Raw genomic sequence first — 25926 nt, forward strand, 5'->3', positions numbered from 1 at the left:
CCGCCCGGGGTGGGGCAAGCCCCACCCCCCACCCCAGGGCCGCCCCCTGACGGGCCCGGGTGGTGACGCCATGGCCCGCAGGGATCACCGGTCCGTAGGTTTCGAGTGGCCGCCACGACCCGTGCGGCGCCCCCTTCCACGGATCCCGGAGCCCGCCCATGTCCCAGGCCACCGCGACGCTCGCCGCGCCCCTCGCCGCACCCGACCCGCGACCCGTCCGCCGCCAGGGCAAGGGTGGCGGCAGCGAGTTCGCCCCGCTGCTGCGCACCATCAAGGAGCAGGGGCTGCTCGAACGCCGGCCCGGCTGGTACGCCCGGGGCATCGTGGTCAACCTGCTCGGCATCGCCGCCGTCGTCACCGGCCTCGCGCTCGTCGGCCCGTCCTGGTGGGCGCTGCTCCTCGCCGTGCCGCTCGGGCTGCTCTCCGCCCGCGTCGCCTTCGTCGGCCACGACGCCGGCCATGCCCAGATCACCGACCGGCGCGGGCTCGGCCGCGTCATCCAGCTCGTCCATGCCAACCTGCTCCTCGGTATGAGCCGCGAGTGGTGGAACGACAAGCACAACCGCCACCACGCCAACCCGAACCACCTCGACAAGGATCCGGACGTCGCCGCCGACATCCTGGTCTTCGCCGCGCACCAGACCGGCGGACGCACGGGCCTGCGCGGCTGGCTCACCCGCCACCAGGCCTGGCTGTTCTTCCCGCTGACCACCCTGGAGGGCATCGCCCTCAAGGTGTACGGCGTCCAGGCACTGCTCGCGAAGGACGGCCCCTACCGCACCCGCCGCGAGCGCCTCGTCGAAGGCGGCCTGCTCCTCGCCCACCTCGTCGGCTACGCGACGCTGCTCCTGACCCTGCTGAGCCCGCTCCAGGCCCTCGCCTTCGCCCTGATCCACCAGATGCTGCTCGGCGTGCACCTGGGGATGGCCTTCGCCCCGAACCACAAGGGGATGGAGATGCCGGACGCCCACCCGGACGGGGACTCCTGGGGGCATCTGCGCCGCCAGGTGCTGACGTCCCGCAACATCCGCGGCGGGGTGCTCACCGACTGGTTCCTCGGCGGTCTCAACTACCAGATCGAGCACCACCTGTTCCCCAGCATGCCGCGGCCGCACCTGCGCCTCGCCCAGAGCGCGGTGCGTGCGCACTGCGCCGAGGTCGGCATCCCGTACACGGAGACCGGTTTCGTCGCCTCGTACCGCGAGGCGCTCGGCCATCTGCACGAGGTGGGCGCCCCCCTCCGTGCGGAGGACCACGTCGCATAGGGTCGAGGCGCGCGACACCCGAGGAGAGGGGAGCTCCACGTCATGAACGGTCCGAGCAGTGAGAACGAGCCCGTGGTCACCACGGTCAGCAGCAACGGTGTCTACTCCTTCACCAAGCCCAACCGGGAGAGCATCACGCTCCTCGCGGGCCTGGGCGTGGAGGGCGACGTGCACGCCGGGGTCACCGTCAAGCACCGCTCCCGCGTGGCCAAGGACCCGACCGTGCCCAACCTGCGCCAGGTCCACCTGATCCACGCGGAGCTCTTCGAGGACGTGGCCCTCGCCGGGTTCGAGGTCACCCCAGGCGCCCTCGGCGAGAACGTCACCACCCGGGGCATCGACCTCCTCGGCCTGCCGACCGGCACCCGGCTCCACCTCGGCGCCGAGGCCGTCGTGGAGGTCACCGGGCTGCGCAACCCGTGCGCGCAGATCGACAACTACCGGCACGGACTGCTGAAGCAGGTCCTCGGCCGCGACGAGGAGGGCCGCATCGTCCGCAAGGCGGGCATCATGTCGGTCGTCCTGACGGGTGGCGAGGTGCGCCCCGGCGACACGATCCGCGTGGAGCTGCCGGCGGAACCGCACCGCGCGCTGGAGATGGTCTGACGGAGGCGAATGGTCGGTCGGATGGCTGGATGGCCGGATTCCGACCGGTTCGCGTGAACCAATGAGTACTTACTGGTAACTTGCGCGAGTTGATCAAGGTCGGGGGGCCGCTTCGTGGTGCCCTCCGGCCTGAGCCACTCCCCATTCCAAGGAACCACATTGGCACGCACCGTCCGCACGACGGCCCTCGCCCTGACCCTCTCCCTCGCCCTGTTGCCGGCCGCGCCGGCGACCGCCGCGGCGCCCGCGCCCGCGCCTGCGACCGCCGCGGCCGCCGCCACCCCGCACCTGGACGCCGTCGAGCAGTCCCTGCGCCAGGTGTCCCCGGGTCTCGAGGGCTCCGTCTGGGAGCGCACCGCCGGGAACAGGCTCGGCGCCTCCACCCTCGGCGGCTCCGACTGGCTGCTCCAGACCCCCGGTTGCTGGGGCGACCCCTCCTGCGCCGACCGCCCCGGCTCGCGCCGCCTGCTGGAGAAGGTGCGCGAGGACATCGCGCAGGCACGGCAGAGCGTCGACATATCCACTCTCGCCCCGTTCCCCAACGGCGGCTTCCAGGACGCGATCGTCGCGGGCCTGAAGGAAGCGGCGGGGAAGGGCAACCGGCTGACCGTGCGCGTCCTGGTCGGTGCCGCGCCGGTCTACCACGCCAACGTGATCCCCTCCTCGTACCGCGACGAGCTCGTGGCCAAGCTGGGGCCCGACGCCGCGAACATCACCCTCAACGTGGCCTCGATGACGGCCTCGAAGACGGGCTTCTCCTGGAACCACTCCAAGCTGGTGGTCGTGGACGGGGAGACGGTGATCACCGGCGGCATCAACAGCTGGAAGGACGACTACCTCGACACCGCCCACCCGGTGAACGACGTCGACCTCGCCCTGTCCGGTCCGGCCGCGGGCTCCGCGGGCCGCTACCTCGACACGCTGTGGGACTGGACCTGCCGCAACAAGAGCAGCTGGAGCAGCGTCTGGTTCGCCTCGTCCAACGGGGCCGGCTGCCTGCCCACCCTGCCCCGGACGGCGGCCCCGGCCGGCGGCGGTGACGTCCCCGCCATCGCGGTGGGCGGCCTGGGCGTCGGCATCCGGCAGAGCGACCCGGCCTCGCCGTTCAAGCCGGTCCTGCCGGACGCCTCCGCCGCCAAGTGCGGCCTGACCGGGCGCGACTACACCAACGCCGACCGGGACTACGACACGGTCAACCCGGAGGAGAGCGCCCTGCGCGCGCTGGTCGCGAGCGCGACCGAGCACATCGAGATCTCGCAGCAGGACCTGAACGCGTTCTGCCCCCTGCTGCCCCGCTTCGACATCCGGCTCTACGACACCCTCGCGGCCAAGCTGGCCGCCGGCGTGAAGGTGCGCATCGTCGTCAGCGACCCGGCCAACCGGGGTGCCGTCGGCAGCGGGGGCTACTCGCAGATCAAGTCGCTGTCCGAGGTGAGCGACATCCTGCGAAGTCGCCTCACGGCCCTGACGGGCGACGACCGCACGGCGCGGGCGGCCATGTGCCAGAGCCTCCAGCTCGCGTCGTTCCGCGCCTCCTCCAAGGCGACCTGGGCGGACGGGAAGCCGTACGCCCAGCACCACAAGCTGGTCTCCGTCGACGACGCGGCCTTCTACATCGGCTCGAAGAACCTGTACCCGTCCTGGCTCCAGGACTTCGGGTACGTGATCGAGAGCCCCGCCGCCGCGCGGCAGCTCGCGGACGGCCTGCTCGCCCCGCAGTGGACGTACTCGCAGGCGACCGCCACGTACGACTACGCGCTCGGCGTCTGCCAGGGCTGACGGACGCCCCGGACGCCGGACGAGCTCCGTCCGGGCCGGGAACGTGCGTTCCCTCCGGTCAGCGCCTGCGCTGACCGGAGGGACCCACGAGGAGCGCTTCGGAGACCAGGCGCACGCCCCGGGAGAGCCGTCCCAGCTGGTCGAGCTCCATGGCGTACATCCTGATCGCGTTCTCGATGACGACCTCGGCCACGCCCATCCTCGGCAGCTCGGCCCGGCTGGTCTGCAGGGCCGCGCGCACCGTGCGTATCTCGTGCTGGAGCTGCAGCTGCACGTGCCGGGTCAGCACGGCGGGGTGGCGGGTGAGGGTCGCGTAGCCGCCGTAACGGGCCGGGAGCAGGTCCCGGAGCCATCGGGTGGCGGTCCGTTCCCAGTCGTGCGTGCCGGGGGCCTTGACCTGGAGGGGCCAGTCAGGGCTGCGCGTGAGGGTGGCGGTCTGGGACATTCTCGTCACTTCCGAGGGTGTCGAAGCTCTGATCGAGACGGTGAGGCAGGCGGCCTCGGCCCAGGGGGGGTTGGCCGAGGCCGCCACGGGCGTTCCATGCGATCCGCCGGCCTGAACGTCACCCGGTCGCACCGCGAGGAGGTGCGGCGCGCTGGGTGGCTGATTCGACGAGGACATGGGGTCGTCCTCCCTGGCTCCTGGCGGATCCGGAACGCCGGAGTCAGTAAATATATATACCGTCGAGTACGCAAGGGTATGAAAAATTTCATGCAGATCGCGGTGCTGAATATCCCTCTGCGAAGGACGCCGCGCCGCCTCCGTGGAGACGGGTTCCGCACCGCTGTGACCTGCTGCTAGAGGAAGAATCCGTGCTGGTCGGCGACCTGCTCGTACTGTTCGAGGCGGGCCTGGGTCCGCTCGGGATCGGCGTCGGCCATGGCCTGGAGAAGCGCCGCCGAGAGCATGCCGGGAGCCGCGTACGAGTCGAAGACCAGACGCGACCCGGTGCCGGCGGTCAGCACCACGTCGGCCTCCTCCACCAGCGGGCCGACCGTCGGGTCGGTGATCAGCACCACCCGCAGGCCGGCGCTGCGGGCGGCCCGCAGGGCGGCCAGGGTCTCGTGGGCGTGCCGGGGCATGGCGAAGGCCAGCACCCAGCCGCCGCCGGCCGCCCGCGCCTGGAGCAGCGCGTCGTAGGCCACGCTGCCGCCGCGCGTCACCAGCCGCACGTCCGGGTGGATGCGGCGGGCGGCGTACGCGAAGTACTCCGCGAGCGAGACCGAGATGCGCAGGCCCAGGACGGTCAGCGGGACCGAGTACGCCAGCTCGCGGCCGATCTCCAGGACCTGGTTCGTGTCGGCCAGGAGGCGCCGGACGCTCTCCAGGTTCTCGATCTCGGCGTCGACGGCGGCCTGGAGCTCGTTCTGCCGGATCTGCTCACGGCTGTCGGGGGTGCCGGCCACCGCGCTCAGGGCGATGGGCTGCAGAACGTCACGCAGGGCGGGATACCCGCTGAAGCCGAGGGAGACCGCGAAGCGGGTCACCGAAGGCTGGCTGACGCCGACCCGTTCGGCGAGCTCGGTGATGGAGAGGAAGGCGGCCTCGGTGAGGTGGTCGATCAGGTACTGGGCGATCCGCCGCTGGCCGGGGGAGAGCCGGCGTCCGTCGAAGAGCGCGAGCAGCCGGTCGGCGGGCGCCTTCTCCTGCCCCGGCGGGGTTCCGCCGGGCGTGATCGCGGCCGCCTGCGCGCGTGCCTGCTGCCCCGATGACACCGGCGGACCTCCCTCTCATGTCGCTCGTGTTCCAACATAGCCCACGCCCTGCAGGCGGATGATCATTGCGCCGTGCGGGGCGGTGCCGGTGGTCCGCGCTGGACCTCTCCCGCCGGGCCGATCTCGCGCTCCCGGGCCACTACCCTTGCACGGAGCAGGAGTTGACCACGTCGCCGTCCGTCGGCCGGGCGATCACGTGGTCCGCGGGCGGCGTCTCGCCCGCCTCGACCCAGCGCGTCAGCGCGGTGAACGCCGAGCGGTAGCAGGGCAGGATCGGCCGCAGCCTGTCCGGGTACGTGTCGTACAGGCCGTCCGTGTGGGTGCCGTCCTGGACCGTGTAGGAGTGGTGCAGCGCGCCCCGCCCCCGGCCGTCGATCATCCGCGCGTACACGTCCGAGTCGGTGGCGATGGGCAGCAGCGTGTCCAGGTCGCCGTGGAGCGTGATCAGCGGCCTGCCGATGCGGCCGGTCAGCGCCACCTTCGCGACCGCCCTGCGGACGGAGGCCGGCCGGCTGGCGTAGGCGTACGAGGCGTCCGACGCGCACGGCGCGAGGATCTCCGGCAGGGTCGTGCCGGCCGTCGCACCCGGGCACTTCGGGTCGTACGAGGGGTCGAACTCGGCCCGGAACATCTTCTGGGTCAGGCCCCAGTAGGCCTTCTCGTGGTACGGCCACAGGAAGCGCGAGCCGGGCGCGAAGCCGGCGCGGATCAGGTCCTCGTCGGAGGCCGTGCCGAAGGTGCGGGCCACCGTGACCGGCAGGCTCGTCAGGAGGTTGGGGCCGCGGGTCGTCCAGAGCACTCCCTCCCAGTCCACGCCGCCGTCGTACAGCTCGGGCCGGTTCTCCAGCTGCCAGCGGGTCAGGTAGCCGGCGTTGGAGATGCCCGTCATGTACGTGCGCCGCGGCGCCTTCCCGTAACGCTGGCGCACCGCCTTCTTCGCGGCCTTCGTCAGCTCGGTCACCCGGCGGTTCCACTCGGCGACCGCGTCGCCGGGCTCCCGCCCGTCCGTGAAGAAGTCGGCGCCGGTGTTGCCCTTGTCGGTGGCCGCGTAGGCGAAGCCCTGGGCGAGGACCTGGTCGGAGATCAGGGTGTCCGAGGAGTACTGCCGACGGGTGCCCGGGGCACCGGTGACGACGAGGCCGCCGTTCCACTCGTCGGGCAGCCGGATCACGAACTGCGCGTCATGGGCCCAGCCGTGGGTGGCGTTGGACCGGGAGTCGTCCGGGAAGTACCCGTCGATCTGCACACCGGGCACGCCGGACGGATTGCGGGTCCCCTTCGCCGAGAGTCCCGCCTGGTCGGCCATGTCGGTGTAGGGGGTGCCGGCGAGTCCCGCCGTCGTCAGATCGGCCAGGCACGCGGACTCCTGGTGCTCGGCGCCCGGCACGGCCGGCCGGTCCTGGTGGGCGCAGTGCGCGGGCACCCGCGCCCCGGCGGGGGCCGCGGGCCCGAGGACGGTCAGCCCCGTCAGGAGCGCGGCGAGCAGCGGAACGCCTGGGGACAGGCGCATGGTGGGCCTCCGGAGTGACGGCGGTACGGATGCCCGGCGCCGTACGGACGTGCGCCGGGGCACGCCCTGGTGCGTCGGCGTACACCTCGGCGTGCCGCCACATCGTGCGCGGGACGCCGATCACCGGACCATGGGGCCGGGCCACACCTCGGCCCACCGTGCCATGTGGACCTCGGGGGTCTCCCCGGCGCCCGCGAGGGCCCTTGCGAGACACCTGCGAGGGGCTCAGCGAGGGGCTCGGCGAGGGGACCCCGTACGACGGACTCGACGAGGAACCCCGCGAACGGCTCGGGAGGGCCCCTACGAGGGCCGGACCGCCATCGCGTCGAGTGCGTCGAGGAGCGCGGGGAGCTTCGGTCCCGGGGTCACCGGAAGCACCTCGTTCGGCTCGGCGTCGAGGAGGACGAAGGCCATGTCGCCGGTCCGCGCGACCAGCGACCAGCCGGGTCCGTCCGCGCGCAGCATCCGCGCGTCGCCCCCGGCGAAGCTGGACCGGACCCGCCCGACGGGCGGCGCCTCCTCCAGGTAGGCGCCGAGCTCGGCGAGCGCGCGGCGCACGCCGTCGTCGGGGCCGGGGGGATGGGAGGCGTCGGCACCACGACCGGCACCGTCCGTGGCGGCCGCCCCGTCCCCGGCGTCCTCCTCGTCCGCGGAGTCCATCCGCACGCGCCACTCGGCCCACTGGAGGGCTACCATGTCCGCACCGAGCCGCCGCTGGGCAGGCCCCCACGCCCCCTCGTCCGGCGGCGTCAGCGGAGCCGGGGAGCCCTCCTCCGGCTCGGGATCGTGGGGGGCGGGAAGGCCCTGCGCGGCCGCGGCGACCGCGAGGGGCCAGCCGGGGAGCGCCGAGACGACGGAGCGCTCGTCGGGGGAGAGGTCGTACTCCATCCCGCAGTCCCAGGAGGAGATGGCCACCGCGACCAGCGACACGTCGTCGACGATCACGGTCCACCGGGCGCCCGTGCCGTCCTGTCCCAGGACGAGCCCGTAGCCCTCGGCGTACGGTTCGAGTCCCAGGGCGGCGCAGGCAGCCGGGTAGTCGTCACCGAGCACGGTGGGAAACCGCGCGGGTGTGAGCAGCGCCGCCGTCAGCACGAACAGCGCGTCGTCGTCGCCGTCCGCCGCGCCGGTCACGGCGGAATCCGGTTCACCCACGGCAGCCTCCCCATCTGGTCGTCGGCGCACCCTAACCAGTGAGTAACCCGCCCGTCGAGAGCTGCCGCCGGAACATCCCGACGGGCGGGTGGGGGCGCGCGGGCGTGCAGCGCCCCTGGAGTCAGCCGCGCTCGAAGACGGCCGTCAGGGTGCGCCCTCCTGCTCGAAGCGGATCGCGCCCTCGCCCCCGGAGCGGTCCCCGTCGCCGCGGTACGGCTTGCCGTCGAGCAGCCGGTCCGTCCTGCCGCACCGGGCGGACCGGCATTCCGTCAGTCACTCCGCACGGCGCTCCGCGAGGGCCAGGTAGCGGTCGTCCTCGTCCACGTAGCTGCTCAGTGTCCACCCCGAACCGGCCAGCAGGATGCGGAGGTTGGGTTCGGCGCGGAGGTCGTCGGGGGTGATCCGGCGCCCGTGGCGGGCGGCGAGCGCGGCGCGGCCGATCGGGTGGAAGAGCGCGAGCCGTCCGCCGGGCCGGACCACCCTGGCCAGCTCCCGCAGGTCCGTGGCCGGAGCGGCGAGGTGCGAGAGGAGTCCCGCGCCGAACACGGCGTCGAGTGAACCGGCACGCAGCGGCAGCCCGGCGACATCCGCGAGGAGCAGGGTGGCGGCCTGCCCGCGCCCCGCCCGTACCGCCTCGTCCAGCATCTCGGGCGTCAGGTCCGCACCGATCACGGTGCCCGTGGGGCCGACCGCCTCGCGCAGCGGGGGCAGTGCGCGGCCGGTGCCGCAGCCCGCGTCGAGCACCGCGTCACCGGGGCGCAGTCCGAGATCGGCCACGGCGGCTGCGTAGGCGGGGCCGTCGTCGGGGAACCGGGAGTCCCAGTCGGCGGCACGTGCGCCGAAGAACTCGCGTACCTGTGTGGGGTCATCGCTCATGCGCCCATGATCGCGTACCCGGTCGTCACCCGCAGGTGTGAGGTTCCGCCCCCGCACGAGTGAACGTTCTGTGTGCACGTTCGAGTGCGCCGTGATCGTTCGGGAACGTCTCTCTGTCATATTCCATCAGCTTTCGAAATGCGCCCCTTGTGCGCCCCAGGGGGCGCACTAGCGTCCCTGAGTCATGGGACACCTGGACCACGCCACCTTCGGCTGGCTGACCCCCGTGCTGTCGTACGCGATGGCCTGCATCGGCGCCGCCCTCGGCCTGCGCTGCACCGTACGCGCCCTCGACGCCACCGGCCGCTCACGGCGCAACTGGCTGATCACCGCCGCCTCCGCCCTGGGCACCGGCATCTGGACGATGCACTTCGTCGCGATGCTCGGCTTCGGCGTGACCGGCACCGACATCCGCTTCGACGCCCCGCTCACCCTCCTCGGCCTGCTCATCGCCATAGGTGTCGTGGGCGTCGGGGTCTTCGCCGTCGGATACGGACGCGACAGCCGCCGCTCCCTCCTGATCGGCGGCCTCACCACCGGCCTCGGCGTCGCGAGCATGCACTACATGGGCATGGCCGCGCTCCGGCTGCACGGACAGGTCCGGTACGACCCGATGCTCGTCGCCCTCTCCGTCCTCATCGCGGTCGTGGCGGCCACGGCCGCGCTCTGGGCGGCCCTCAACATCCACGCACCGGTGGCCGTGGCCCTCGCCTCGCTCGTCATGGGCGCCGCGGTCACCAGCATGCACTACACCGGCATGCTCGCCGTCCGGGTCGAGGTCACGCCCTCGGCCGCACCCCTCCCGGGCGCCACCGCCATGCAGTTCATCTTCCCGCTCGCCGTCGGCCTCGGCTCCTACCTCTTCATCACCTCGGCGTTCGTCGCCCTCTCCCCGACGGCGCGCGAACGCGCCGCCTATGCCTCCGCCGGCCGCCTCACCGAACCCGACGACCGCGCCGTCGACGTCGCACCCCCCGGCTTCCACCCCGCGCCGCACGACCCCCGCGACACCGTCCCACCGACCCGCGCCTACCCGTCCGGCCCGGTCGACGACACCCCCGCGGACCCGCGACACGCGCGGGCCTAGCCGGGCTCGCGGAACAGGCCGACTCGTCCACACAGCCCCCAGAGGGAGATGTCCGCCATCCGGAGCGCCACAGGCGCCGTCCCCGCACCGTAAGCCCCGAGCACCAGGCGGACCGCCCCTTACCGGCAGACCGTGAACGAAGGAACGAGGAGGCCATGCGAACTCCCCGCAAGACCCCGGAGGCCGAACCCCCGCCGCAGGCCTCCACAGCGGCCCGCGGACGCCGCGCCCACGCCGGACGGCCCGCCGACGAGACGGTACGGAGCGAGCCCGCCGCCCCCCGCCCGCCCGCCGCCCCCGCACCCACCGGCGTCCGAGGCACCGGCGCCCCCGCACCGGGAGCCCCGGCGCGCGGCCACCTGCGCGGGCTGCGGCCCCGTACCGTCCGCGCGAAGATCGTCTCCCTCCTCATGGTCCCCGTCGTCTCCCTGCTCGCCCTGTGGGGATTCGCCACCGTCACCACCGCCCAGGACATCGCGCGCCTCCGGCTCCTCCAGTCCGTCGACGCCGACATCCGGCAGCCCGTCCGCGCCGCCGTCACCGCGCTCCAGGACGAACGCCGGGCCGCCGTACGCCAGGTCGCCGCCCCCGGCGCCGGGCGCGTCGCCGAGCTCAAGGACCGGATCGCCCGCACCGACACCGCCGTCGCCCGGCTCCGCCTCGACGCCCGGCACACCGTCGGCGACACCGGAAACCTCCCCGAGGACGTCTCCGGGCGGGTCGCCGCCTTCGTCACGAAGGCCGAGGGACTGGGCCTCCTCCGCACCGCGGCGGCCGACGGCCGCGCCGACTGGGACCAGGTCTACGCCGCGTACACCTCCGCCATCTCCGCCGGCTTCGGCGTCGACGGCGCGCTCACCGGAATCCAGGACCCCCAGGCCGGATCCGACGCCCGCGTCCTCCTCGAACTCGCCCGCGCGGGGGAGATGCTCGCCCGCGAAGACGCCCTCCTCGGCTCGGCGCACCTCACCGGGCGGCTCGACGGCGACCGCCTCCGGGCGTTCGGCGGCGCCGTCGACGCCCGCCGCGCCCTCGTCGACGCCGCCACCGCCGACCTGCCCGCGCCCCAGCGCACCGCCTGGCACGCGCTCACCGCCCAGCCCGGCTACCGGCAGCTCACCGCGGCCGAGGACCGCGTCCGCGCGGCCGACCCCGGCCGCCGGGCGGCCCAGGCCGCCCCCTCCGGCGACTGGGACGACGCCCACGCCCGCGTACGCGACGGCATCGCGGGCGTTGAGGCGGGCGCCCACCGCGCCGCGGCCGAGCGCACCGACCCGTTCGGCGGAGGCGCCTTCAGCACCGGAGGCGCCGCCGTCCTCCTCGGCCTCGCCGCGGTGGCCGCCTCCCTCGTCATCTCCGTCCGCATCGGCCGCGGCCTGGTCGTCGAACTCGTCAGCCTGCGCAACTCCGCTCTGGAGATCGCCCGCCGCAAACTCCCCGCCGCCATGCGCCGACTGCGCGCCGGCGAGGAGATCGACGTCCAGGCCGAGACCCCGCCGGGACCCGCCCCCCAGGACGAGATCGGCCAGGTCGGCGAGGCACTCACCACCGTCCACCGGGCCGCGCTCTCCGCCGCCGTGGAGCGCGCCGAGCTCGCCAACGGCATCTCCGGCGTCTTCGTCAACCTCGCCCGCCGCAGCCAGGTCCTGGTGCACCGGCAGCTCAACCTGCTCGACACCATGGAGCGGCGCGCCGACGACCCCAACGAACTCGGCGACCTCTTCCGGCTCGACCACCTCACCACCCGGATGCGCCGTCACGCCGAGAGCCTGATCATCCTCTCCGGCGCCGCCCCCGGCCGCGCCTGGCGCACGCCCGTGCCCCTCACCAACGTCGTCCGCGCCGCCGTCTCCGAGATCGAGGACTACGCCCGCGTCGAGGTCCGCCGGCTCCCCGAGACCGCCATCGTCGGCGGCGCCGTCGCCGACCTCACCCACCTGCTCGCCGAACTCATCGAGAACGCCGCCCAGTTCTCCCCGCCGCACACCAAGGTCCGGATCAGCGGCGAACCCGTCGGCAACGGCTACGCCCTGGAGATCGAGGACCGCGGCCTCGGCATGGGCAAGGACAGCCTCACCGAGGCGAACGCCAGGATCGCCCAGTCCGAAGCCCTCGACCTCTTCGACAGCGACCGGCTCGGACTCTTCGTCGTGAGCCGCCTCTCCGCGCGGCACGAGATCGCGGTCCACCTGCGCACCTCGCCCTACGGCGGCACCACCGCCGTCGTCCTCCTCCCCACCGACCTGCTGCAGGGCGCCCTCCCGCCCGGCCGGAGCACCGCCCCCGACCGCCCCGACCCGGCCGTGAACGGTCCCGGACCCGCGCGCGAGCCCGAAATCCGGCACGCCTCCGGTGCACCCGTACGCGAGGAGCCCCCTGCCCCCGCCCCCGTCGCCCGCACGGCCGGGGCCGTCCACGGGCGGGACCCCGAAGCGCCGCGCCCGCCCCGGATACCGGCGCTTCCCGCGCCCCGGGAAGGACGGGGAGCGCCGATATCCGGGGACAGCCCCGAGCAGGGGCAGCCTCCTGCCGGCGTCACCGCCATCGGCCGCCGCCCCCGCTCCGTCCCGCCGGCGCCCCCGGCACGGCCCGCGCCCGTCCTCCCGCCGCCACCGGCCCCGCCCGCCGGCGCGACCGACGGCCGGGCTCCCGAGGCGGACGGCCACGAGGGACCGGACCCGAGCGCGGACCTGCCCCGACGGGTGCGGCAGGCCAGCCTCGTACCGCAGTTGCGCGAGGCACCGGCCTCCGCCCCGTACAGCGCGGCGGACCCCGCGCCCACCACGGCCGAGCGCACCCCCGAACAGGTCAGGGACCGCATGACCGCCTACCGCGACGGCTGGCAGCGCGGCGGCGGCCCCACCCCCGGCACCCCGCTCGCCAGCAGACGCCCCTTGGGCACCGGCCACCACGGCCGTCCCGCATCCAGCGCCCCCGGCAGTGAAGGAGACGACGCATGATCGACCACGAGAGGATGTCCCACCACCGCTCCGGCGAGCTCGACTGGCTCCTCGACGACCTCGTCACCCGCGTCCGGGAGGTCCGCCACACCGTCGTCCTCTCCAACGACGGTCTCGCCGTCGGTGCCTCCAGCGGCCTCAGCCGCGAGGACGCCGAACACCTGGCCGCCATCGCCTCCGGCTTCAACAGCCTCGCCAAAGGCGCCGGACGCCAGTTCCACACCGGCGGAGTGCGCCAGACCATGGTCGAGATGGACGACGGCTTCCTCTTCGTCGCCGCCGCCGGAGACGGCTCCTGCCTGACCGTGCTCAGCTCCGCCCACGCCGACATCGGCCTCATCGCGTACGAGATGGCCCGCCTGGTGAAACGGGTCGGCGAACACCTGCACACCCCGCCGCGGCTCACCGTGCCCCCACCGGCCGCCGGCTGACCGGAGACCGCCATGAACGTGGACAGCACCGGCGCGCCCCAGGACGGGCCGGGCAGCCGGTGGTACGACGCCGAGGCCGGGCCGCTCGTCCGGCCGTACGCCCTGACCGGCGGCCGCACCAAGCCCGGACCGAGCAACGTACGGTTCGACCTCATCGCGCTCGTCGTCGTCGACGACGACCCGCCGGGCGGGGCGGAGGAGTCCCTGCTCGGCCCCGAACACCGGTCCCTGCTCGCCCTGTGCCGGGTCGAGACCCAGTCGGTCGCCGAACTCTCGGCCGACGCCGACCTCCCGGTCGGCGTCGTGCGGGTCCTCCTCGGCGACCTCCTCGAAGCGGGATTCGTGCGGGTCAGCAGACCGGTGCCTCCCGCGCAGCTCCCTGACGAACGCATCCTGAGGGAAGTAATCGATGGCCTACGAGCGCTCTGAGAGCACCCCGGCGGGCGGCGTGGACACCACGGCCCTCGCACTGAAGATCCTGGTCGCCGGCGGGTTCGGGGTCGGCAAGACCACCCTGGTCGGCGCGGTGAGCGAGATCCGGCCGCTGCGGACGGAGGAACTGCTCAGCCGGGCCGGGGAGTCGGTGGACGACACCGGCGGCTGCGCCGAGAAGACCACCACGACGGTCGCCATGGACTTCGGCCGCATCACCATCCGCTCCGGGCTGGCCCTGTACCTCTTCGGAACGCCGGGACAGGACCGCTTCTGGTTCCTGTGGGACGAGCTGTCCCAGGGGGCGCTCGGCGCCGTCGTCCTCGCCGACACCCGGCGCCTGGAGGACTGCTTCCCCGCCGTGGACTACTTCGAGCACCGGGGGATCCCCTTCGTCGTCGCCGTCAACTGCTTCGCCGGCGCCCGTACGTACGGCGCGCACGACGTCTCGCGCGCGCTGGACCTGGACCGCGGAACCCCCGTGGTGCTCTGCGACGCCAGGGACCGCGACTCCGGCAAGGAGGTGCTGATCCGCCTGGTCGAGTACGCGGGCCGGATGCACACCGCACGGCTCCTGGACTCGGTGGGCTGAGGCCCGGAGGGCGTCGCGCCACCGGGGCGGCGCGCAGGTCGTGACGGGTGCTTGCCCTGCCCACGACAGTGCGTAAGGCTGGCAGGTGACACGCACCAACAGGGGGAGGACCACACAATGGCGTTGGACCGAGGACTCGACTGGCTTCTCGACGACCTGACCGGTCGGGTCGAATCCATACAGCACGCGCTGGTGTTGTCGAACGACGGCCTGGTCACCGGGGCGAGCAGCGGACTGGCACGGGAGGACGCGGAACACCTCGCCGCGGTCTCCTCCGGTCTGCACAGCCTCGCCCGCGGCTCCGGCCGGCACTTCAAGGCCGGCCGGCCACGGCAGACCATGGTCGAGTTCGACGAGGCACTGCTCTTCGTGACGGCGGCCGGCGACGGCAGCTGCCTGAGCGTGCTGAGCGCCGCCGAGGCCGACGTCGGCCAGGTCGCCTACGAGATGACGCTGCTGGTGAACCGGGTGGGCGAGCACCTGGGCGTGGCGGCGCGGCAGCCCGGCGGCGAGGTTATCCACAGGCCGAGCGAAGGATAGTCACCAGCGGTTACGGTCATCACCGAGAGTATTCAGGACTCGCGGGGGAGACCGACGACATGACCACGCAGGACCGCACGACACCGCAGGTACGCACCACCACGCAGGACCGCACGACATCACAGCACCTACGCACCACCACGCAGGGGAACGGCTCGCAGGCGGTGACGCCGGGGCGGGCGGCGGAAGAGCTGGGACTGCGGCGCGACGAGTTTCAGCTCGCCGTCCAACTGGGCATCGTCCGGACGGTGTCGGCGGCGACGGGCTCCGCGTCCGCCGCCGGCCCGGACGGGCCAGGCGCCGGTGCGCGCCGACGCGTGCACCGGAGCGAGATCGAACGCCTCAGAGCAGCCCCGGACTTCCCCGAAGGGCTGCGCGAACGGGTCCGCGTCGTCGGCGCCACGGAGGGCGCCCGACTCCTCGAAGTCACCCGGGACCGCTTCACCCGACTCGCCAGGACCGGGCACTTCAGCCCCCTCCGGTTCTACGTCAACCGCTACCGGGCGGTCGTCTGGCTCTACCCGGCCGCGGAACTCGCCGAGTTCGCCCTGAACCACCCCGGGCTCCTGAGCGGCCGCCTCCCGCTCGACGTGCGCTCCAGGGAGGACGGTCACGAGGACTGGCGGCCGCGTAACTGGCGTGCCCGGCGGCTCGGTTCGCTGCTGCGGGCGAGCAGGGACCCCTGGGTGCGGACGGCCGCGATCGCCTCGCTGCTCGACCCGCTCCAGGTGGCCGAGGTCGTCGACGACCCCTACGAGCGCGCCTATCTGGACCGCCTCCGCCCGGAGCCGCCCGCGTGGCGCCCCACGGGCCCGACCGCCCGTGAGAGGGCCGACCGCCTGATGCTCGCCGACGACCCGGACGAGATCCTCTGGCACCGGATGAGCCTCGCCCTCGCCCTGGACGAGGCCCGCGCCGACCGCCCGGCCCCACTCCCGGACGGACGCGGGGCACCACGCGTCGCCGTCGTACGGCGGGAGTCGGAGCCCGCGCGCGAGGATGCCCGGAGCGCCGCCGCCGCGACCGGGTCTCCCGGTCCGGTACGTCCGGCGGGCGTCGCCCGGCCGCCGGGGAGGCGCATGCGACGCGGCCTGCTCGACCGGCTGCGCCGGCGCAGGGAGGTGGGGCGCGGCTAGGGCGTCTGCTTCGGATCTTGCCGGGCCCGCGCCTGGTCCGCGACGCGCGGTGCGACTCGGGCCGGTCGGGTCGGACTCGTGCTGAGACCCGGGGCGGGTTGGGGCCGCGGGGCGTAGGAGGATGGCGGCGGGGCCGCTGTTGCCGAGGGCCGACGACTTCGCCGGAGGTGCCGTATGGACGCAGCCCGATCGCTCACGCTCACGCCGCCCGGGCCGCTGGTCGGTGCCGACTGGCTCGCGGCGCGCCTGGGAGCACCCGGGCTGGTCGTCTTCGACGCCTCCGTCGGCGCCCACCGCGGCGCGGAGCGCAGGATTCCGGGTGCCCGCCCCTTCGACCTCGACGGCGCGCTGTCCGACCACGCCGCCCCCGCCCCGCACACCATGCCCGGCGCCGCCGCGTTCGCCGAGGCGATGCGCGCCCTCGGCGTCGACGACACCGCCACGGTGGTCGCGTACGACGGGGCCGGCATCTACTCCAGCGCCCGCGCCTGGTGGATGCTGCGCGCCATGGGCTTCGACCGGGTCGCCGTCCTCGACGGCGGGCTGCCCGCGTGGCTCGCCGCCGGGCAGCCGGTGGAGGAGCACGGGCCGGCGTACGAGGGCCCGCGCGGGTCCTTCACGGCCCGTCCGCGGGCCGGGCTGCTGGTGGACGGCGCCACCGTCTCGGCGGCCCTGGCCGACCCGGCCGCCGCCGTGCTCGATGCCCGTACCCGCGGACGCTTCGCCGGTACCGCCCCCGAGCCCCGCCCCGGTCTGCGCGGCGGCCACATGCCGGGCGCGTTCAACCTTCCCTTCGGGGAACTCCAGCGCCCCGACGGCCTGATGCGGCCCGCCGCCGAGCTCCGCGCGGCGTTCGAGGGGCTGGTGGGGGAGCGGGAGCGGCTGTACTTCAGCTGCGGCTCCGGGGTCACGGCCTGTGTGCTCGCGCTGGGCGCCGAACTGGCCGGGTACGAGGACCTCGCGGTGTACGACGGCTCCTGGAGCGAGTGGGGCGTGCCGTCGCCGGACAGGCCGGTCACCGTGGAGGTGTAGACGGCTCGCCGCGTTCCCTCGTACGGGGCCCGACGCGTCTTCGGGGTGGTGCCAGCCCCACCCCGAAGACGGGCACAGCCACCATGGTCGGCCCGCTACCGCACGGGCACGATCAAGTCATGACCAGGACCTCGCGCACCGCTTCCGTCTCCCTCACCGTCACTCTGGCCGCCGGACTGCTCCTGACCGGCTGCTCGTTCGACGACGGCCCGAAGAAGACGGCGAGCGCCGACGCCACGGTCACCGAGGCCATCACCGCGGTCGACGTCTCGGACGCCCGAAGCGGCTCCATCGAAGTCACCCCGGGCACGGGGCCGGGCGTCACGGTCCGCCGTACCGTCCACTACCGCGGCGACACCGTGCCGGAGCCCGCCCAGCGGGTCTCCGGCGGCGTACTGACCCTCACCAACGGCACCTGCTCCGACAGTTGCTCGGTCGACTACCGGCTGGAGGTGCCGGCCTCCGCCAAGGTCACGCTCGACAGCAGCAGCGGGGACATCACGGTGGCGGGGGTCGCGGCGGCCGAGATCGAGACCTCCTCCGGCTCGGTCAGGGCCGACCGGATCGCCGGCCCGCTGAAGATCAGTACCTCCTCGGGCCCGATCACCGCCGAGAACCTGGGCGCCCCTAGCGTGGACGCCCACTCCGACTCGGGCGACGTCCGCCTGGTCTTCCCGAAGGCTCCGAACTCGGTCGCCGTGGAGACCACCTCGGGCGATGCCACGGTGCAGGTCCCCCCGGCCCCGTACCGGGTCGACATCGACACCTCCTCCGGCTCGCGAGAGATCACCGTCCCCACGGACCCGGCCGCTCCCTCGCACCTCTCGGTGAAGACGACGTCGGGCGACGTCCGCATATCCCGGCTCTGAGCCCCAGCCCTAGGCCGTTTCGTTCGGATCACCTGGAGGACCAGAGGAGGATGCCCGCGACGTGCACTCCGGCCGAGCGGACCGTCGCTGTCTGCTCGTGGCGGGTGTCGATGCCTCGCCAGTGCTTCAGGCGGCTGACGCAGCGGTCGACGGTGTTGCGCTGCTCGTACGCCTCGCGGTCGAAGGCCGACGACGCGCCACCCCAGTTGCCCGGCGGCGCCCCGCCGCCCCGGTTGTCGCGCCGCAGCCGGTGGCCGCGCTGATCGGCGGGAGCGGGGAGGGCCGCCTGGATCCCGCGGTTGCGCAGGTGCTCGCGGATCGCGAGGGAGGGGTACGCCTCGTCAGCCGCTTCGACGAAGGCCGACGTCCGGAACTCCACGCGGTCGTCGTGGACGGTGGCTCTGGTGGCGGCCGACCACCTCGTCCCTCGTCGACCGCGTGCGCGTGCGCGTGCGCGTCCGCGTCCGCGACCAGGCCACGCCTTGCTGGTGCCGGAGCGACCGGGCTCCGGGCGCTGCACCGGCCGGGTGCACCAGGCAGGCCGATCATTGGGTACCCTCGCGGTTGACTTCGGGGGCGTCGGCAGGAGCTGAATCGCCGTCAACAGGGGATGGTTCCTTATGGGCAGTGCACCTTCGGCCGACTTCTTCCAACCGCTCAGGGCCGACGATCCGGCCGTCGTGGGCGGCTACCGCCTGGCGGCCGTCCTGGGGGCGGGCGGCATGGGCAAGGTGTACCTCTCGTACACGCCGGGCGGCCGGCCCATCGCCATCAAGGTGATCCGGGCCGAGTTCAGCGAGGACCCCGAGTTCCGGCGCCGCTTCCGGCAGGAGGTGCAAGCCGCGCAGCGGGTCCAGGGCCTCTACACGGCGCCGGTCATCGACTCGGACACGGAGGCCCCCCAGCCCTGGCTGGCCACGGCCTACGTGCCCGGCCCCTCGCTCGCCCACGCCGTGTCCCTGTATGGCGCACTGCCCACACGCAGCGTGCTGTTGCTGATCGTCGGTGTCGCCGAGGCCCTCCACGTGATCCACGGCGCGGGCATCGTCCACCGCGACCTGAAGCCCGCCAACGTCCTCCTCGCCTCCGACGGCCCGCGCGTCATCGACTTCGGCATCGCTCGGGCCGCCGACAGCACCGCCTTGACCAACACCGGCGTCAGCGTCGGTACTCCGGCCTTCATGGCGCCCGAACAGGCCTCGACCGGTACGGTCACGTCGGCCACCGACGTCTTCGCCCTCGGCCAGATCGCGGCCTTCGCCGCCCTCGGGGCCTCCGCGTACGGCGACGGGTCCTCGCACGCCGTGCTCTACCGGATCGTCCACGAGGACCCCGACCTCAGCGGGCTGCCCGGCGAACTGCGGCCCGTGGTGGCCCGCTGCCTCAGTCGTGACCCGGCCGACCGCCCCTCTCTGACCGAGGTCATCGAGCTCTGCCACGAGGCCGCGGACGAACCGCTGCGCCAGGGCGAGCACTGGCTGCCGCAGGCCGTGGTGGGTTCCATCACCGAGCGGCTCAAACTGCCCGCCCCCGCGCCCACCCCCGCGCCGACAGGTGCGCCTCAGACGCCGACCGAGGTCTCCTCACCGTCGCCGGCCCCGGGCACGCCTGCGCCGTCCGCCGCCGTGTCCCCGTACACGCCGACCGGCTTGGCCGCCGCGCCGACACAGGCCGCGCCGACGCAGCCCGCTGTGGGGACGCCGCCCGCCTATCCGACGCCGCCCCCGTACGCGCAGCCCACCCAGCCCCAGCACTCGTACCCGCAGCCCACCCACCCCCAGCACTCGTACGCGCCGGGCTACAGGACGCCGCCGGCCTTCCACGCCCCGGGATTCGCGCCGCCGCAGCCACCCCGTCGCAAGCGGACAGGGCTGATCGTCGCCGGATCCATCGTGGCCGCGGTGATCGGACTCGCGGTCATCGGCTCCCTGCTGCCGGACGGCAAGGACAAGACCGGCGACTCCAAGGCGTCCGGCGGTGGTGCGACGGGCGCCGGCGCTTCGCCGGGCTCGGGCCAGAAGCAAGCCGACCCGAAGCCGGTCTCTTACCAGGGGATCGACGTGCCGCAGAACCACCAGCTGCAGCTGGCCGACAGCCCGCCGCGCCCGGCCGAAGAGCCGACCGGCGCGGGCGTGCTGTACGGGCACGCGGACCTCTACTACTACCGGGACACCCTTTTCGGGGACGAGAAGGTGGGCTCCTCGAACGGGAAGCTGGTCCTGCTGAAGAACTCCGAGAAGGGCTCGCTCAAGACCTGCCGCGAGGTGACCCGATTCACCGAGAAGCTCGGTCTCGACCAGCTCACGAACGGATCGCAGATCTGTGTGCTGAGCAAGGCCGGCCACATCTCGTTGGCGACCTACCGGGGCAGGTCCGGCGAGAAGGATTCGACCACGTACGTCAAGTTCGACCTCACGATCTGGCGCAACGCCGAGGACGTGCAGCAGGACTAGGCCTCGACAGCGGCAACGGGGCGCGTGTGGCGCGGTCGCCCGGGTCCCTGGCGGCCGCGTTCCGAACAAACCTCGCGCCCGAGCCCCGCCCCCTGTCCGTCGCCGTGGCCGACACGGTCCGCACGGGCGGGGCGAGCGTGGTGGCGTGGCTGCTGGTCGAGGGGGTCGGTCGCGCGCGGTGATCCGCGTGCCGGCGGCCGCGCCGCCGCGCTCCTGCCGGGGTGCGGCGGGGCCCGGGCGCGGGCACGATGGGCGCATGTTGCTGGCCCGGGTCGCGGAGGTGTCGGGAGAGGTCGCGGCCACCTCGGCGCGGTCGCGGAAGATCGGCCTGCTGGCCGAGCTGTTCGCGGAGGCCGTGCCCGAGGAGAGCCCGCTGGTCATCGCCTATCTCTCCGGGCGGCTTCCCCAGGGGCGGATCGGGGTCGGCTGGAGCGTGCTCAAGCACGTCGTCCCGCCGGCCGTCGGGCCCGCCGAGCGGCCGACGCTGACCCTCACCGGCACGGACGCGGTCATGGCGGAGCTCGCCGGGGTCTCCGGCGCGGGAGCACAGGCCCGGCGGGCCGAGCTCGTGCACGGGCTGATGGAGGCCGCGACCCTCGCGGAGCAGGAGTTCCTGGTCCGGCTGCTGTCCGGGGAGGTGCGCCAGGGCGCCCTGGACGCCATCGCCCTGGAAGGGGTCGCCCGAGCCGCCGGGGTGCCGCCGGAGGAACTGCGCCGGGCCGTCATGCTCGAAGGGTCGCTGCCGCGGGTCGCGAGGGCCGTGCTCGCCGAGGGCGCCGCCGTGCTCGGCACGTTCACGCTGCGGGTCGGCAGCCCGGTGCAGCCGATGCTCGCCCACACCGCCGCCAGCGTGACGGAGGCCGTCGCCGCGCTGGGGCCCTGCGTGGTGGAGGAGAAGCTGGACGGCATCCGGATCCAGGTCCACCGCCTCGGCGACGAAATCCGCGTGTTCACCCGCTCCCTCGACGACATCACCGACCGGCTCCCCGAGGTCGTGGCCGTCGCCCTGGAGACGCGCGGCGACGGGTTGGTCCTCGACGGCGAGGTCATCGCGGTCGACCCCGCGAGCGGGCGGCCGATGCCGTTCCAGGACATCGCCTCCCGGGTCGGCTCCCGCCTCGACGTCGTCGGCGCGCGGGCCGGGCTGCCGCTGTCGCCCGTCTTCTTCGACGTGCTCGCGGCGGACGGCCGGGTGCTCGTCGACCTGCCGGGGGAGGAGCGCCACGAGGTGCTCGCCCGGCTGCTGCCCGAACCGCTGCGGGTGCGCCGCAGTGTCGTCGCCCGCCCCGGGGAGCCCGGCGCGGCCGAGGCGGCCGAGCGGTTCTTCCGGGACACGCTCGCCCGGGGCCACGAGGGCGTGCTGGTGAAGGCGCTCGACGCGCCCTACGTCGCTGGGCGCCGGGGACGCAGCTGGCTGAAGGTGAAGCCCGTGCACACCCTGGACCTGGTCGTGCTCGCCGCCGAGTGGGGCCACGGGCGGCGGACGGGGCTGCTGTCCAACCTGCACCTGGGGGCACGGGCCGCCGACGGCACCTTCGTCATGTTGGGGAAGACCTTCAAGGGACTGACGGACGAGATGCTCCGCCTGCAGACCGAGAGGCTCCGCGAACTGGCCGTGTCCGACGACGGTTTCACCGTGCGGGTGCGGCCCGAGTTCGTCGTGGAGGTCGCCTACGACGGGCTCCAGCGTTCGACCCGCTACCCGGCCGGGGTGACCCTGCGCTTCGCCAGGGTGCTGCGCCACCGCCCCGACAAGAGCGCCGCCGGGGCCGACACCGTCGAGCGGGTCCTCGCGGGCGACTGAGCCGGACCGGCCGTGCCGGCGGGGCGGTCAGTCGTCGTCCGACGGGTGACGGCCGCGCACCCAGAGCGGCAGGACGAACCAGCACAGCACGTACCAGACGAACAGGCTCCCGACGAGCCAGGGCACGTAGACGCCCCCGGTCGCCACCCGGAGCACCAGCAACAGGGCCGCGGTGAGGGTCGCGAGGAGCAGCACCAGCCCGATGAGGATCAGCCGGGAAGTCCAGGCCACCACCCGGGGCTTGAGGCGCCGGCCGGCGAGCATCCGGTGGAAGGAGACCGGTCCGATCAGCGCGCCGATGGCGGCGGCGGAGAGCGAGATGGTGACCACGTAGATCGTCCGGTCGGTGTCGGGAAGCTCCGCGAAGCGGGGCGTGAACACGACGGTGAGGAGGAAGCCGAAGAAGATCTGCACGCCCGTCTGGACGACCCGGATCTCCTGCATCAGCTCGCCCCAGCGCCGGTCGGCCCGCTCCTCCGGCGTCTCGTGGCGCCCGCGGATCAGCCCGTCGTCGTGCCGGTCCGGTTCCGCAGGCCCGGTCGCTCCCGTGGGCCCCGTGCGTCCCTCCGGTGTTCCGGCCACGTGTCCTCCCGTGTCGCTCCCCTCCACCGTGGCACGAACCTCGCGGGATGCCCTGCCGGGAGGCATCCTGGAAAGCGGGACACGAGGAGATGAGCGACGTGTACGACTTGCACATCGACACCGATGTCACCGTGCAGCTGGACGACTGCTGCCGGGAGGACGCCCAGGCCGTCTTCGAGGTCCTCGACCACACTTACCAGGTCGAGGACACGACGGCACCGGGTCCCAAGGCGGCCACCGGGCCCGCCACCACCGTCTGGATGGCCACCTTCGACACGGCGGGCGGCCGGCACGAGGCGACCCCGCCGGTCAAGCTGAGCGCCATGGTCGGCGCCACCCTCACCGGCGGTTACCACGCCGTCGACGAGGTCGAGAAGGTGTTGGCGCGCAACTTCGCCATCCAGTCCCTGCAATCCGTCTCCGGCGACCAGGAGACCGAGGCGCGGATCCTCCTCGCCTCCCGATGACCTGAAGGCCCGAAGGCCCGAAGATCTCGTCACTCGATGACTTCTTGACCCCGTGACCCCCGAGCCCCCGGGCGGAGCGGACGGGCGCCGCCCGGGGCCGTCGTGTGCCCGAGGGGGTGCGCACCTGCCTGCCCGGAGCAGGGCGGGGACCCCCCGACCGGACGGCTATACACCGTGTGTAGAGTGCTGGCTGTGCCGCAGGGCCCCGTCATGACCCACGTGGGCCCCGGTACTCGAACCATCATCGGGGAAAGCGGGTTGATCATGTTCCGAACCACGTCGGGCCGTCGCCGGGGGCCGGCTGTCGCCCTCCTTGCCGCGGCCTCGCTGGTCCTCACCCTCGCCGGCTGCTCCGCCGACACGGTCACTCCCGGTGACGCGCGCGGCGGAGCAGCGGCGGGCCTCAAGGGTGCGGCGCCGGCCGGCGGTGTGGACTGCGACAAGGTCAAGTGCATCGCGCTGACCTTCGACGCCGGGCCGGGCAAGGACACGCCCCACCTTCTCGACGTGCTCAAGGAGAAGAAGGTCCACGCGACCTTCTTCCTTCTCGGCAAGAAGCACGTGGAGCGTTACCCCCAGGTCGTCAAGCGGATCTCGGACGAGGGTCACGAGGTCGCCAACCACACCTGGTCCCACGAGATCCTCACCGACCTGGACGCCTCCGAGGTCCGTGAGGAGCTCTCGCGCACGCAGGACGCGATAGCGAAGATCACCGGCCGCAAGCCGACCCTCATGCGCCCGCCGCAGGGCCGCACCGACGACACCGTCGCCGAGGTGAGCCGCGAACTCGGTCTCGCCCAGATCCTGTGGAGCATCACGGCCAAGGACTACTCCACCACCGATTCCGCGCTCATCCGCAAGCGCGTGCTGGAGCAGGCGCACCGGGACGGGATCATCCTGCTCCACGACATATACGACGGCACCGTCCCCGCCGTGCCGGGGATCATCGACGAGTTGAAGCGCCAGGGCTACACCTTCGTGACCGTGCCCGAGCTGCTCGCCCCGGGGAAGGCCGAGCCCGGCGCCGTCTACCGCCCCGAGAAGGACGACTGACTCGTCCAGGACGGTGGTATCGGGCGCCAAAACGGGTGAGGTGACTCACATGCGGCACAGCGGACACCCGGGAACAATGGGTGAAGGTTTACCGTTCATCAGTATGTGACAGCGAAGGGGCCCGGCGCCCTAGGTCCCCCCCATGTGGCGGCCGCCCTTCACAGGTCACGGCAAACGGCCCCGGTTGGAATCCCCCGTCCAACCGGGGCTTTGTCGTGGGTGCGGCGCACGCCGCGAACGCCTCTCCGGCGGCGCGCGCTCCGGCGCGTTCTACCCCTTCGAGTGAGTCGCGCGAACCCCTCGCATGGCCGGTCCGGCGCCGGGCATGGATCGCCACGAACGGTGGCCGCCAAGCCGCCGGACCGCACCGATCAGGCCCGCCACCAGGGGGAACTCCTTGCGCCATGGAACCCGCCGCGCATTCGTGACGGCCGCCGCCGCCCTCGTTCTGGCCGGCTGCACCACCGTCCGACCCGGCCCGTCCGGACCCCCCGCCGACACCACGCGGCTGGGGCAGGACCGGCTCCTCAAGGTCGCCGAACGGAGCCTGGTCGCCGACTGCATCGGCGGCCGCGGCCTCGCCCTCCCGTCCAGGGCGCGCGCCCCCGCCGAGGACCGCCGACTCCCGGCCGCGCTCTTCGGCGGCGACCCCCGCGAACCGTCCCTGACCCTCACCAACGGGCTCACCGTCACTGCCGACGGCGACGGCTGCACGACCACGGCCCGCGCGAGCCTCTACGGCGACCAGACGTGTTGGTTCCACGCCCAGGTCGTGCCGCCACCGTGCCGACTCCCCGGTACGCCCGGGGAGGCAGGGGCCCGGTGAGGCCGGAAGGTCAGCGGCCGCCCGGGTGCCGCAGGGCAGAGGAGAGCAGTAGGCCCGCGCCCCGCACGGTGCTCGTGGCCGGGTCGTTCGCCAGGCGCAGCCGGACGCCGAGGCGCAGTGCGAGGCGGCTCGTCAGGTCGAGGCGCAGCGCGCCGCCGCCGGTGACGAGGACGCCGCGGCCCAGCGCACCGCGGACCGCGCCCGTGGAGTCCCGCCACCACAGTTCCCGCACCATCTCCGCGGCCGCGCGCACCACGGCGTCCGCCGAGCCGCCGGCCTCCGCGAGGTCGTCGAGGCCCACCTCGGCCAGCCGGGCGTCCTGGACCATGCCGTCGACCAGGAGGGTGACCTCGGTGAGCTCCGCCCCCAGGTCGACCACGAGCAGCGGGCCGCCGCCCGAGGGGCCGGCGTAGGCCGCCGCGGCACGGGCGCTGTTCACCGAGACGACCCGCGCGGCACCGAGACCGGCCACCATCCGACGGGTCTCCTCGCGCTCCGCAGGGCCGGCGAGGACCGGGTGGCAGAGCATCACGACGGCGTCGTCCAGCCCCCCGAACGCCGAGTCGACGACCTCGCGGAGGAGGTGCCGGTGCGGGGTCGCGTCGGTGACCCGCCCGCGCCGGACCGGTCCGCTGGGCACGTCCGCGACGACGCCCGCCCCGGGCGCCCACACCCGGGTACGGGAGCTGCCGATGTCCAGGGCGAGTCCGTGAACCGCCTTCTGCGTCGTGCCCATTCGCCCGCTCCTGCCGCTG

24 protein-coding genes and 1 pseudogene are annotated in these 25926 nt (G+C 73.7%); 17 read left to right on the forward strand and 8 right to left on the reverse strand.

Features of this window, described 5'->3' with window-relative positions; translation table 11 throughout:
- Positions 1–158: 158 nt before the first annotated feature.
- The 3 genes from OG309_RS35045 (at position 159) to OG309_RS35055 (ending at position 3650) form a co-directional block, all read left to right on the forward strand.
- A complete protein-coding gene (locus OG309_RS35045; protein ID WP_329427197.1) occupies positions 159–1265 on the forward strand; it encodes a fatty acid desaturase family protein in 1107 nt (368 codons plus the stop codon).
- Positions 1266–1307: 42 nt separating this feature from the next.
- Positions 1308–1871, forward strand: coding sequence for an MOSC domain-containing protein (locus tag OG309_RS35050; RefSeq protein WP_329427199.1), 564 nt, complete (start codon positions 1308–1310; stop codon positions 1869–1871).
- Between the two features lie 159 nt (positions 1872–2030).
- Positions 2031–3650 carry a phospholipase D-like domain-containing protein gene (locus tag OG309_RS35055; protein WP_329427201.1) on the forward strand — a complete coding sequence of 540 codons (1620 nt, stop codon included), beginning with the start codon at positions 2031–2033 and terminating at the stop codon, positions 3648–3650.
- A gap of 58 nt (positions 3651–3708) precedes the next feature.
- Here OG309_RS35055 and OG309_RS35060 read toward each other — a convergent pair whose 3' ends face one another.
- From OG309_RS35060 to OG309_RS35080, 5 genes are all read right to left on the reverse strand, one after another.
- On the reverse strand, positions 3709–4095 hold the full coding sequence (locus tag OG309_RS35060) for a hypothetical protein (RefSeq protein WP_329427203.1): 387 nt from the start codon (positions 4093–4095) through the stop codon (positions 3709–3711).
- Between the two features lie 353 nt (positions 4096–4448).
- A complete protein-coding gene (locus OG309_RS35065) occupies positions 4449–5366 on the reverse strand; it encodes a MurR/RpiR family transcriptional regulator (protein ID WP_329427205.1) in 918 nt (305 codons plus the stop codon).
- A 139-nt stretch (positions 5367–5505) separates the two neighbouring features.
- Positions 5506–6876, reverse strand: coding sequence for a tannase/feruloyl esterase family alpha/beta hydrolase (locus OG309_RS35070; RefSeq protein ID WP_329427206.1), 1371 nt, complete (start codon positions 6874–6876; stop codon positions 5506–5508).
- Between the two features lie 300 nt (positions 6877–7176).
- Complete coding sequence (locus OG309_RS35075; RefSeq protein WP_329427208.1) at positions 7177–8031, reverse strand: hypothetical protein; 855 nt, start codon at positions 8029–8031, stop codon at positions 7177–7179.
- A 273-nt stretch (positions 8032–8304) separates the two neighbouring features.
- Complete coding sequence (locus tag OG309_RS35080) at positions 8305–8907, reverse strand: class I SAM-dependent methyltransferase (RefSeq protein ID WP_329427211.1); 603 nt, start codon at positions 8905–8907, stop codon at positions 8305–8307.
- Positions 8908–9091: 184 nt separating this feature from the next.
- Here OG309_RS35080 and OG309_RS35085 point away from each other — a divergent pair.
- The 9 genes and pseudogenes from OG309_RS35085 to OG309_RS35125 form a co-directional block, all read left to right on the forward strand.
- Positions 9092–9850: pseudogene (locus tag OG309_RS35085) on the forward strand (MHYT domain-containing protein); the annotation flags it as partial.
- Positions 9851–10149: 299 nt separating this feature from the next.
- On the forward strand, positions 10150–12954 hold the full coding sequence (locus OG309_RS35090) for a nitrate- and nitrite sensing domain-containing protein (protein WP_329427215.1): 2805 nt from the start codon (positions 10150–10152) through the stop codon (positions 12952–12954).
- Positions 12951–13385: a roadblock/LC7 domain-containing protein gene (locus tag OG309_RS35095; protein WP_329427216.1), complete on the forward strand. Its 435-nt coding sequence runs from the start codon at positions 12951–12953 to the stop codon at positions 13383–13385. Before OG309_RS35090 ends, OG309_RS35095 begins: the two co-directional genes overlap by 4 nt.
- A gap of 12 nt (positions 13386–13397) precedes the next feature.
- A complete protein-coding gene (locus OG309_RS35100; protein ID WP_329427218.1) occupies positions 13398–13814 on the forward strand; it encodes a DUF742 domain-containing protein in 417 nt (138 codons plus the stop codon).
- A complete protein-coding gene (locus tag OG309_RS35105) occupies positions 13795–14409 on the forward strand; it encodes a GTP-binding protein (RefSeq protein WP_329427219.1) in 615 nt (204 codons plus the stop codon). The genes OG309_RS35100 and OG309_RS35105 overlap by 20 nt, the downstream gene beginning before the upstream one ends.
- 117 nt (positions 14410–14526) lie before the next feature.
- A complete protein-coding gene (locus OG309_RS35110; RefSeq protein WP_329427220.1) occupies positions 14527–14949 on the forward strand; it encodes a roadblock/LC7 domain-containing protein in 423 nt (140 codons plus the stop codon).
- Between the two features lie 59 nt (positions 14950–15008).
- Positions 15009–16085: a DUF6397 family protein gene (locus OG309_RS35115; RefSeq protein ID WP_329427222.1), complete on the forward strand. Its 1077-nt coding sequence runs from the start codon at positions 15009–15011 to the stop codon at positions 16083–16085.
- 174 nt (positions 16086–16259) lie between these two features.
- Positions 16260–17117 carry a sulfurtransferase gene (locus tag OG309_RS35120; protein ID WP_329427223.1) on the forward strand — a complete coding sequence of 286 codons (858 nt, stop codon included), beginning with the start codon at positions 16260–16262 and terminating at the stop codon, positions 17115–17117.
- A gap of 119 nt (positions 17118–17236) precedes the next feature.
- A complete protein-coding gene (locus tag OG309_RS35125; RefSeq protein WP_329427225.1) occupies positions 17237–17986 on the forward strand; it encodes a DUF4097 family beta strand repeat-containing protein in 750 nt (249 codons plus the stop codon).
- A gap of 28 nt (positions 17987–18014) precedes the next feature.
- Here the strand turns inward: OG309_RS35125 and OG309_RS35130 are convergent, their stop codons facing one another.
- Positions 18015–18365, reverse strand: coding sequence for a hypothetical protein (locus OG309_RS35130; protein WP_329427226.1), 351 nt, complete (start codon positions 18363–18365; stop codon positions 18015–18017).
- A 241-nt stretch (positions 18366–18606) separates the two neighbouring features.
- Here OG309_RS35130 and OG309_RS35135 point away from each other — a divergent pair, with 241 nt between their 5' ends.
- The gene (locus OG309_RS35135; protein ID WP_329427228.1) at positions 18607–20439 is read left to right on the forward strand and encodes a serine/threonine-protein kinase; all 1833 of its coding nucleotides are present in this window, start codon (positions 18607–18609) and stop codon (positions 20437–20439) included.
- Positions 20440–20695: 256 nt separating this feature from the next.
- Complete coding sequence (locus OG309_RS35140) at positions 20696–22243, forward strand: ATP-dependent DNA ligase (RefSeq protein ID WP_329427229.1); 1548 nt, start codon at positions 20696–20698, stop codon at positions 22241–22243.
- A gap of 27 nt (positions 22244–22270) precedes the next feature.
- Here OG309_RS35140 and OG309_RS35145 read toward each other — a convergent pair whose 3' ends face one another.
- A complete protein-coding gene (locus OG309_RS35145; protein ID WP_443067613.1) occupies positions 22271–22825 on the reverse strand; it encodes a DUF6328 family protein in 555 nt (184 codons plus the stop codon).
- 89 nt (positions 22826–22914) lie between these two features.
- On the opposite strand from OG309_RS35145, the gene OG309_RS35150 reads away from it, so the two are divergent.
- The 3 genes from OG309_RS35150 to OG309_RS35160 all read left to right on the forward strand — a co-directional run bounded on the left by OG309_RS35150 (position 22915) and on the right by OG309_RS35160 (position 25171).
- The gene (locus OG309_RS35150; RefSeq protein WP_329427231.1) at positions 22915–23292 is read left to right on the forward strand and encodes a hypothetical protein; all 378 of its coding nucleotides are present in this window, start codon (positions 22915–22917) and stop codon (positions 23290–23292) included.
- A gap of 264 nt (positions 23293–23556) precedes the next feature.
- Positions 23557–24345, forward strand: a complete 789-nt coding sequence (locus OG309_RS35155; RefSeq protein ID WP_329427233.1) for a polysaccharide deacetylase family protein — start codon at positions 23557–23559, stop codon at positions 24343–24345.
- Positions 24346–24742: 397 nt separating this feature from the next.
- Complete coding sequence (locus OG309_RS35160) at positions 24743–25171, forward strand: hypothetical protein (RefSeq protein ID WP_329427235.1); 429 nt, start codon at positions 24743–24745, stop codon at positions 25169–25171.
- Positions 25172–25181: 10 nt separating this feature from the next.
- Here the strand turns inward: OG309_RS35160 and OG309_RS35165 are convergent, their stop codons facing one another.
- Positions 25182–25907, reverse strand: a complete 726-nt coding sequence (locus OG309_RS35165) for a rod shape-determining protein (protein WP_329427237.1) — start codon at positions 25905–25907, stop codon at positions 25182–25184.
- Between the last annotated feature and the right edge of the window lie 19 nt (positions 25908–25926).

This window comes from Streptomyces sp. NBC_01268 (genome assembly GCF_036240795.1).
In the GTDB taxonomy this organism is placed as follows: Bacteria; Actinomycetota; Actinomycetes; order Streptomycetales; family Streptomycetaceae; genus Streptomyces.

Excerpts from the sequence above, each read along its gene's own strand:
- OG309_RS35115 (WP_329427222.1), top strand. The coding sequence starts at position 15,009 with ATGACCACGCAGGACCGCACGACACCGCAGGTACGCACCACCACGCAG.
- OG309_RS35110 (WP_329427220.1), top strand. The coding sequence starts at position 14,527 with ATGGCGTTGGACCGAGGACTCGACTGGCTTCTCGACGACCTGACCGGT.
- OG309_RS35090 (WP_329427215.1), top strand. The coding sequence starts at position 10,150 with ATGCGAACTCCCCGCAAGACCCCGGAGGCCGAACCCCCGCCGCAGGCC.
- OG309_RS35135 (WP_329427228.1), top strand. The coding sequence starts at position 18,607 with ATGGGCAGTGCACCTTCGGCCGACTTCTTCCAACCGCTCAGGGCCGAC.
- OG309_RS35105 (WP_329427219.1), top strand. The coding sequence starts at position 13,795 with ATGGCCTACGAGCGCTCTGAGAGCACCCCGGCGGGCGGCGTGGACACC.
- OG309_RS35060 (WP_329427203.1), bottom strand. The coding sequence starts at position 4,095 with ATGTCCCAGACCGCCACCCTCACGCGCAGCCCTGACTGGCCCCTCCAG.
- OG309_RS35155 (WP_329427233.1), top strand. The coding sequence starts at position 23,557 with ATGTTCCGAACCACGTCGGGCCGTCGCCGGGGGCCGGCTGTCGCCCTC.
- OG309_RS35150 (WP_329427231.1), top strand. The coding sequence starts at position 22,915 with ATGAGCGACGTGTACGACTTGCACATCGACACCGATGTCACCGTGCAG.
- OG309_RS35095 (WP_329427216.1), top strand. The coding sequence starts at position 12,951 with ATGATCGACCACGAGAGGATGTCCCACCACCGCTCCGGCGAGCTCGAC.
- OG309_RS35050 (WP_329427199.1), top strand. The coding sequence starts at position 1,308 with ATGAACGGTCCGAGCAGTGAGAACGAGCCCGTGGTCACCACGGTCAGC.
- OG309_RS35140 (WP_329427229.1), top strand. The coding sequence starts at position 20,696 with ATGTTGCTGGCCCGGGTCGCGGAGGTGTCGGGAGAGGTCGCGGCCACC.
- OG309_RS35080 (WP_329427211.1), bottom strand. The coding sequence starts at position 8,907 with ATGAGCGATGACCCCACACAGGTACGCGAGTTCTTCGGCGCACGTGCC.
- OG309_RS35045 (WP_329427197.1), top strand. The coding sequence starts at position 159 with ATGTCCCAGGCCACCGCGACGCTCGCCGCGCCCCTCGCCGCACCCGAC.
- OG309_RS35165 (WP_329427237.1), bottom strand. The coding sequence starts at position 25,907 with ATGGGCACGACGCAGAAGGCGGTTCACGGACTCGCCCTGGACATCGGC.
- OG309_RS35125 (WP_329427225.1), top strand. The coding sequence starts at position 17,237 with ATGACCAGGACCTCGCGCACCGCTTCCGTCTCCCTCACCGTCACTCTG.
- OG309_RS35070 (WP_329427206.1), bottom strand. The coding sequence starts at position 6,876 with ATGCGCCTGTCCCCAGGCGTTCCGCTGCTCGCCGCGCTCCTGACGGGG.
- OG309_RS35120 (WP_329427223.1), top strand. The coding sequence starts at position 16,260 with ATGGACGCAGCCCGATCGCTCACGCTCACGCCGCCCGGGCCGCTGGTC.
- OG309_RS35100 (WP_329427218.1), top strand. The coding sequence starts at position 13,398 with ATGAACGTGGACAGCACCGGCGCGCCCCAGGACGGGCCGGGCAGCCGG.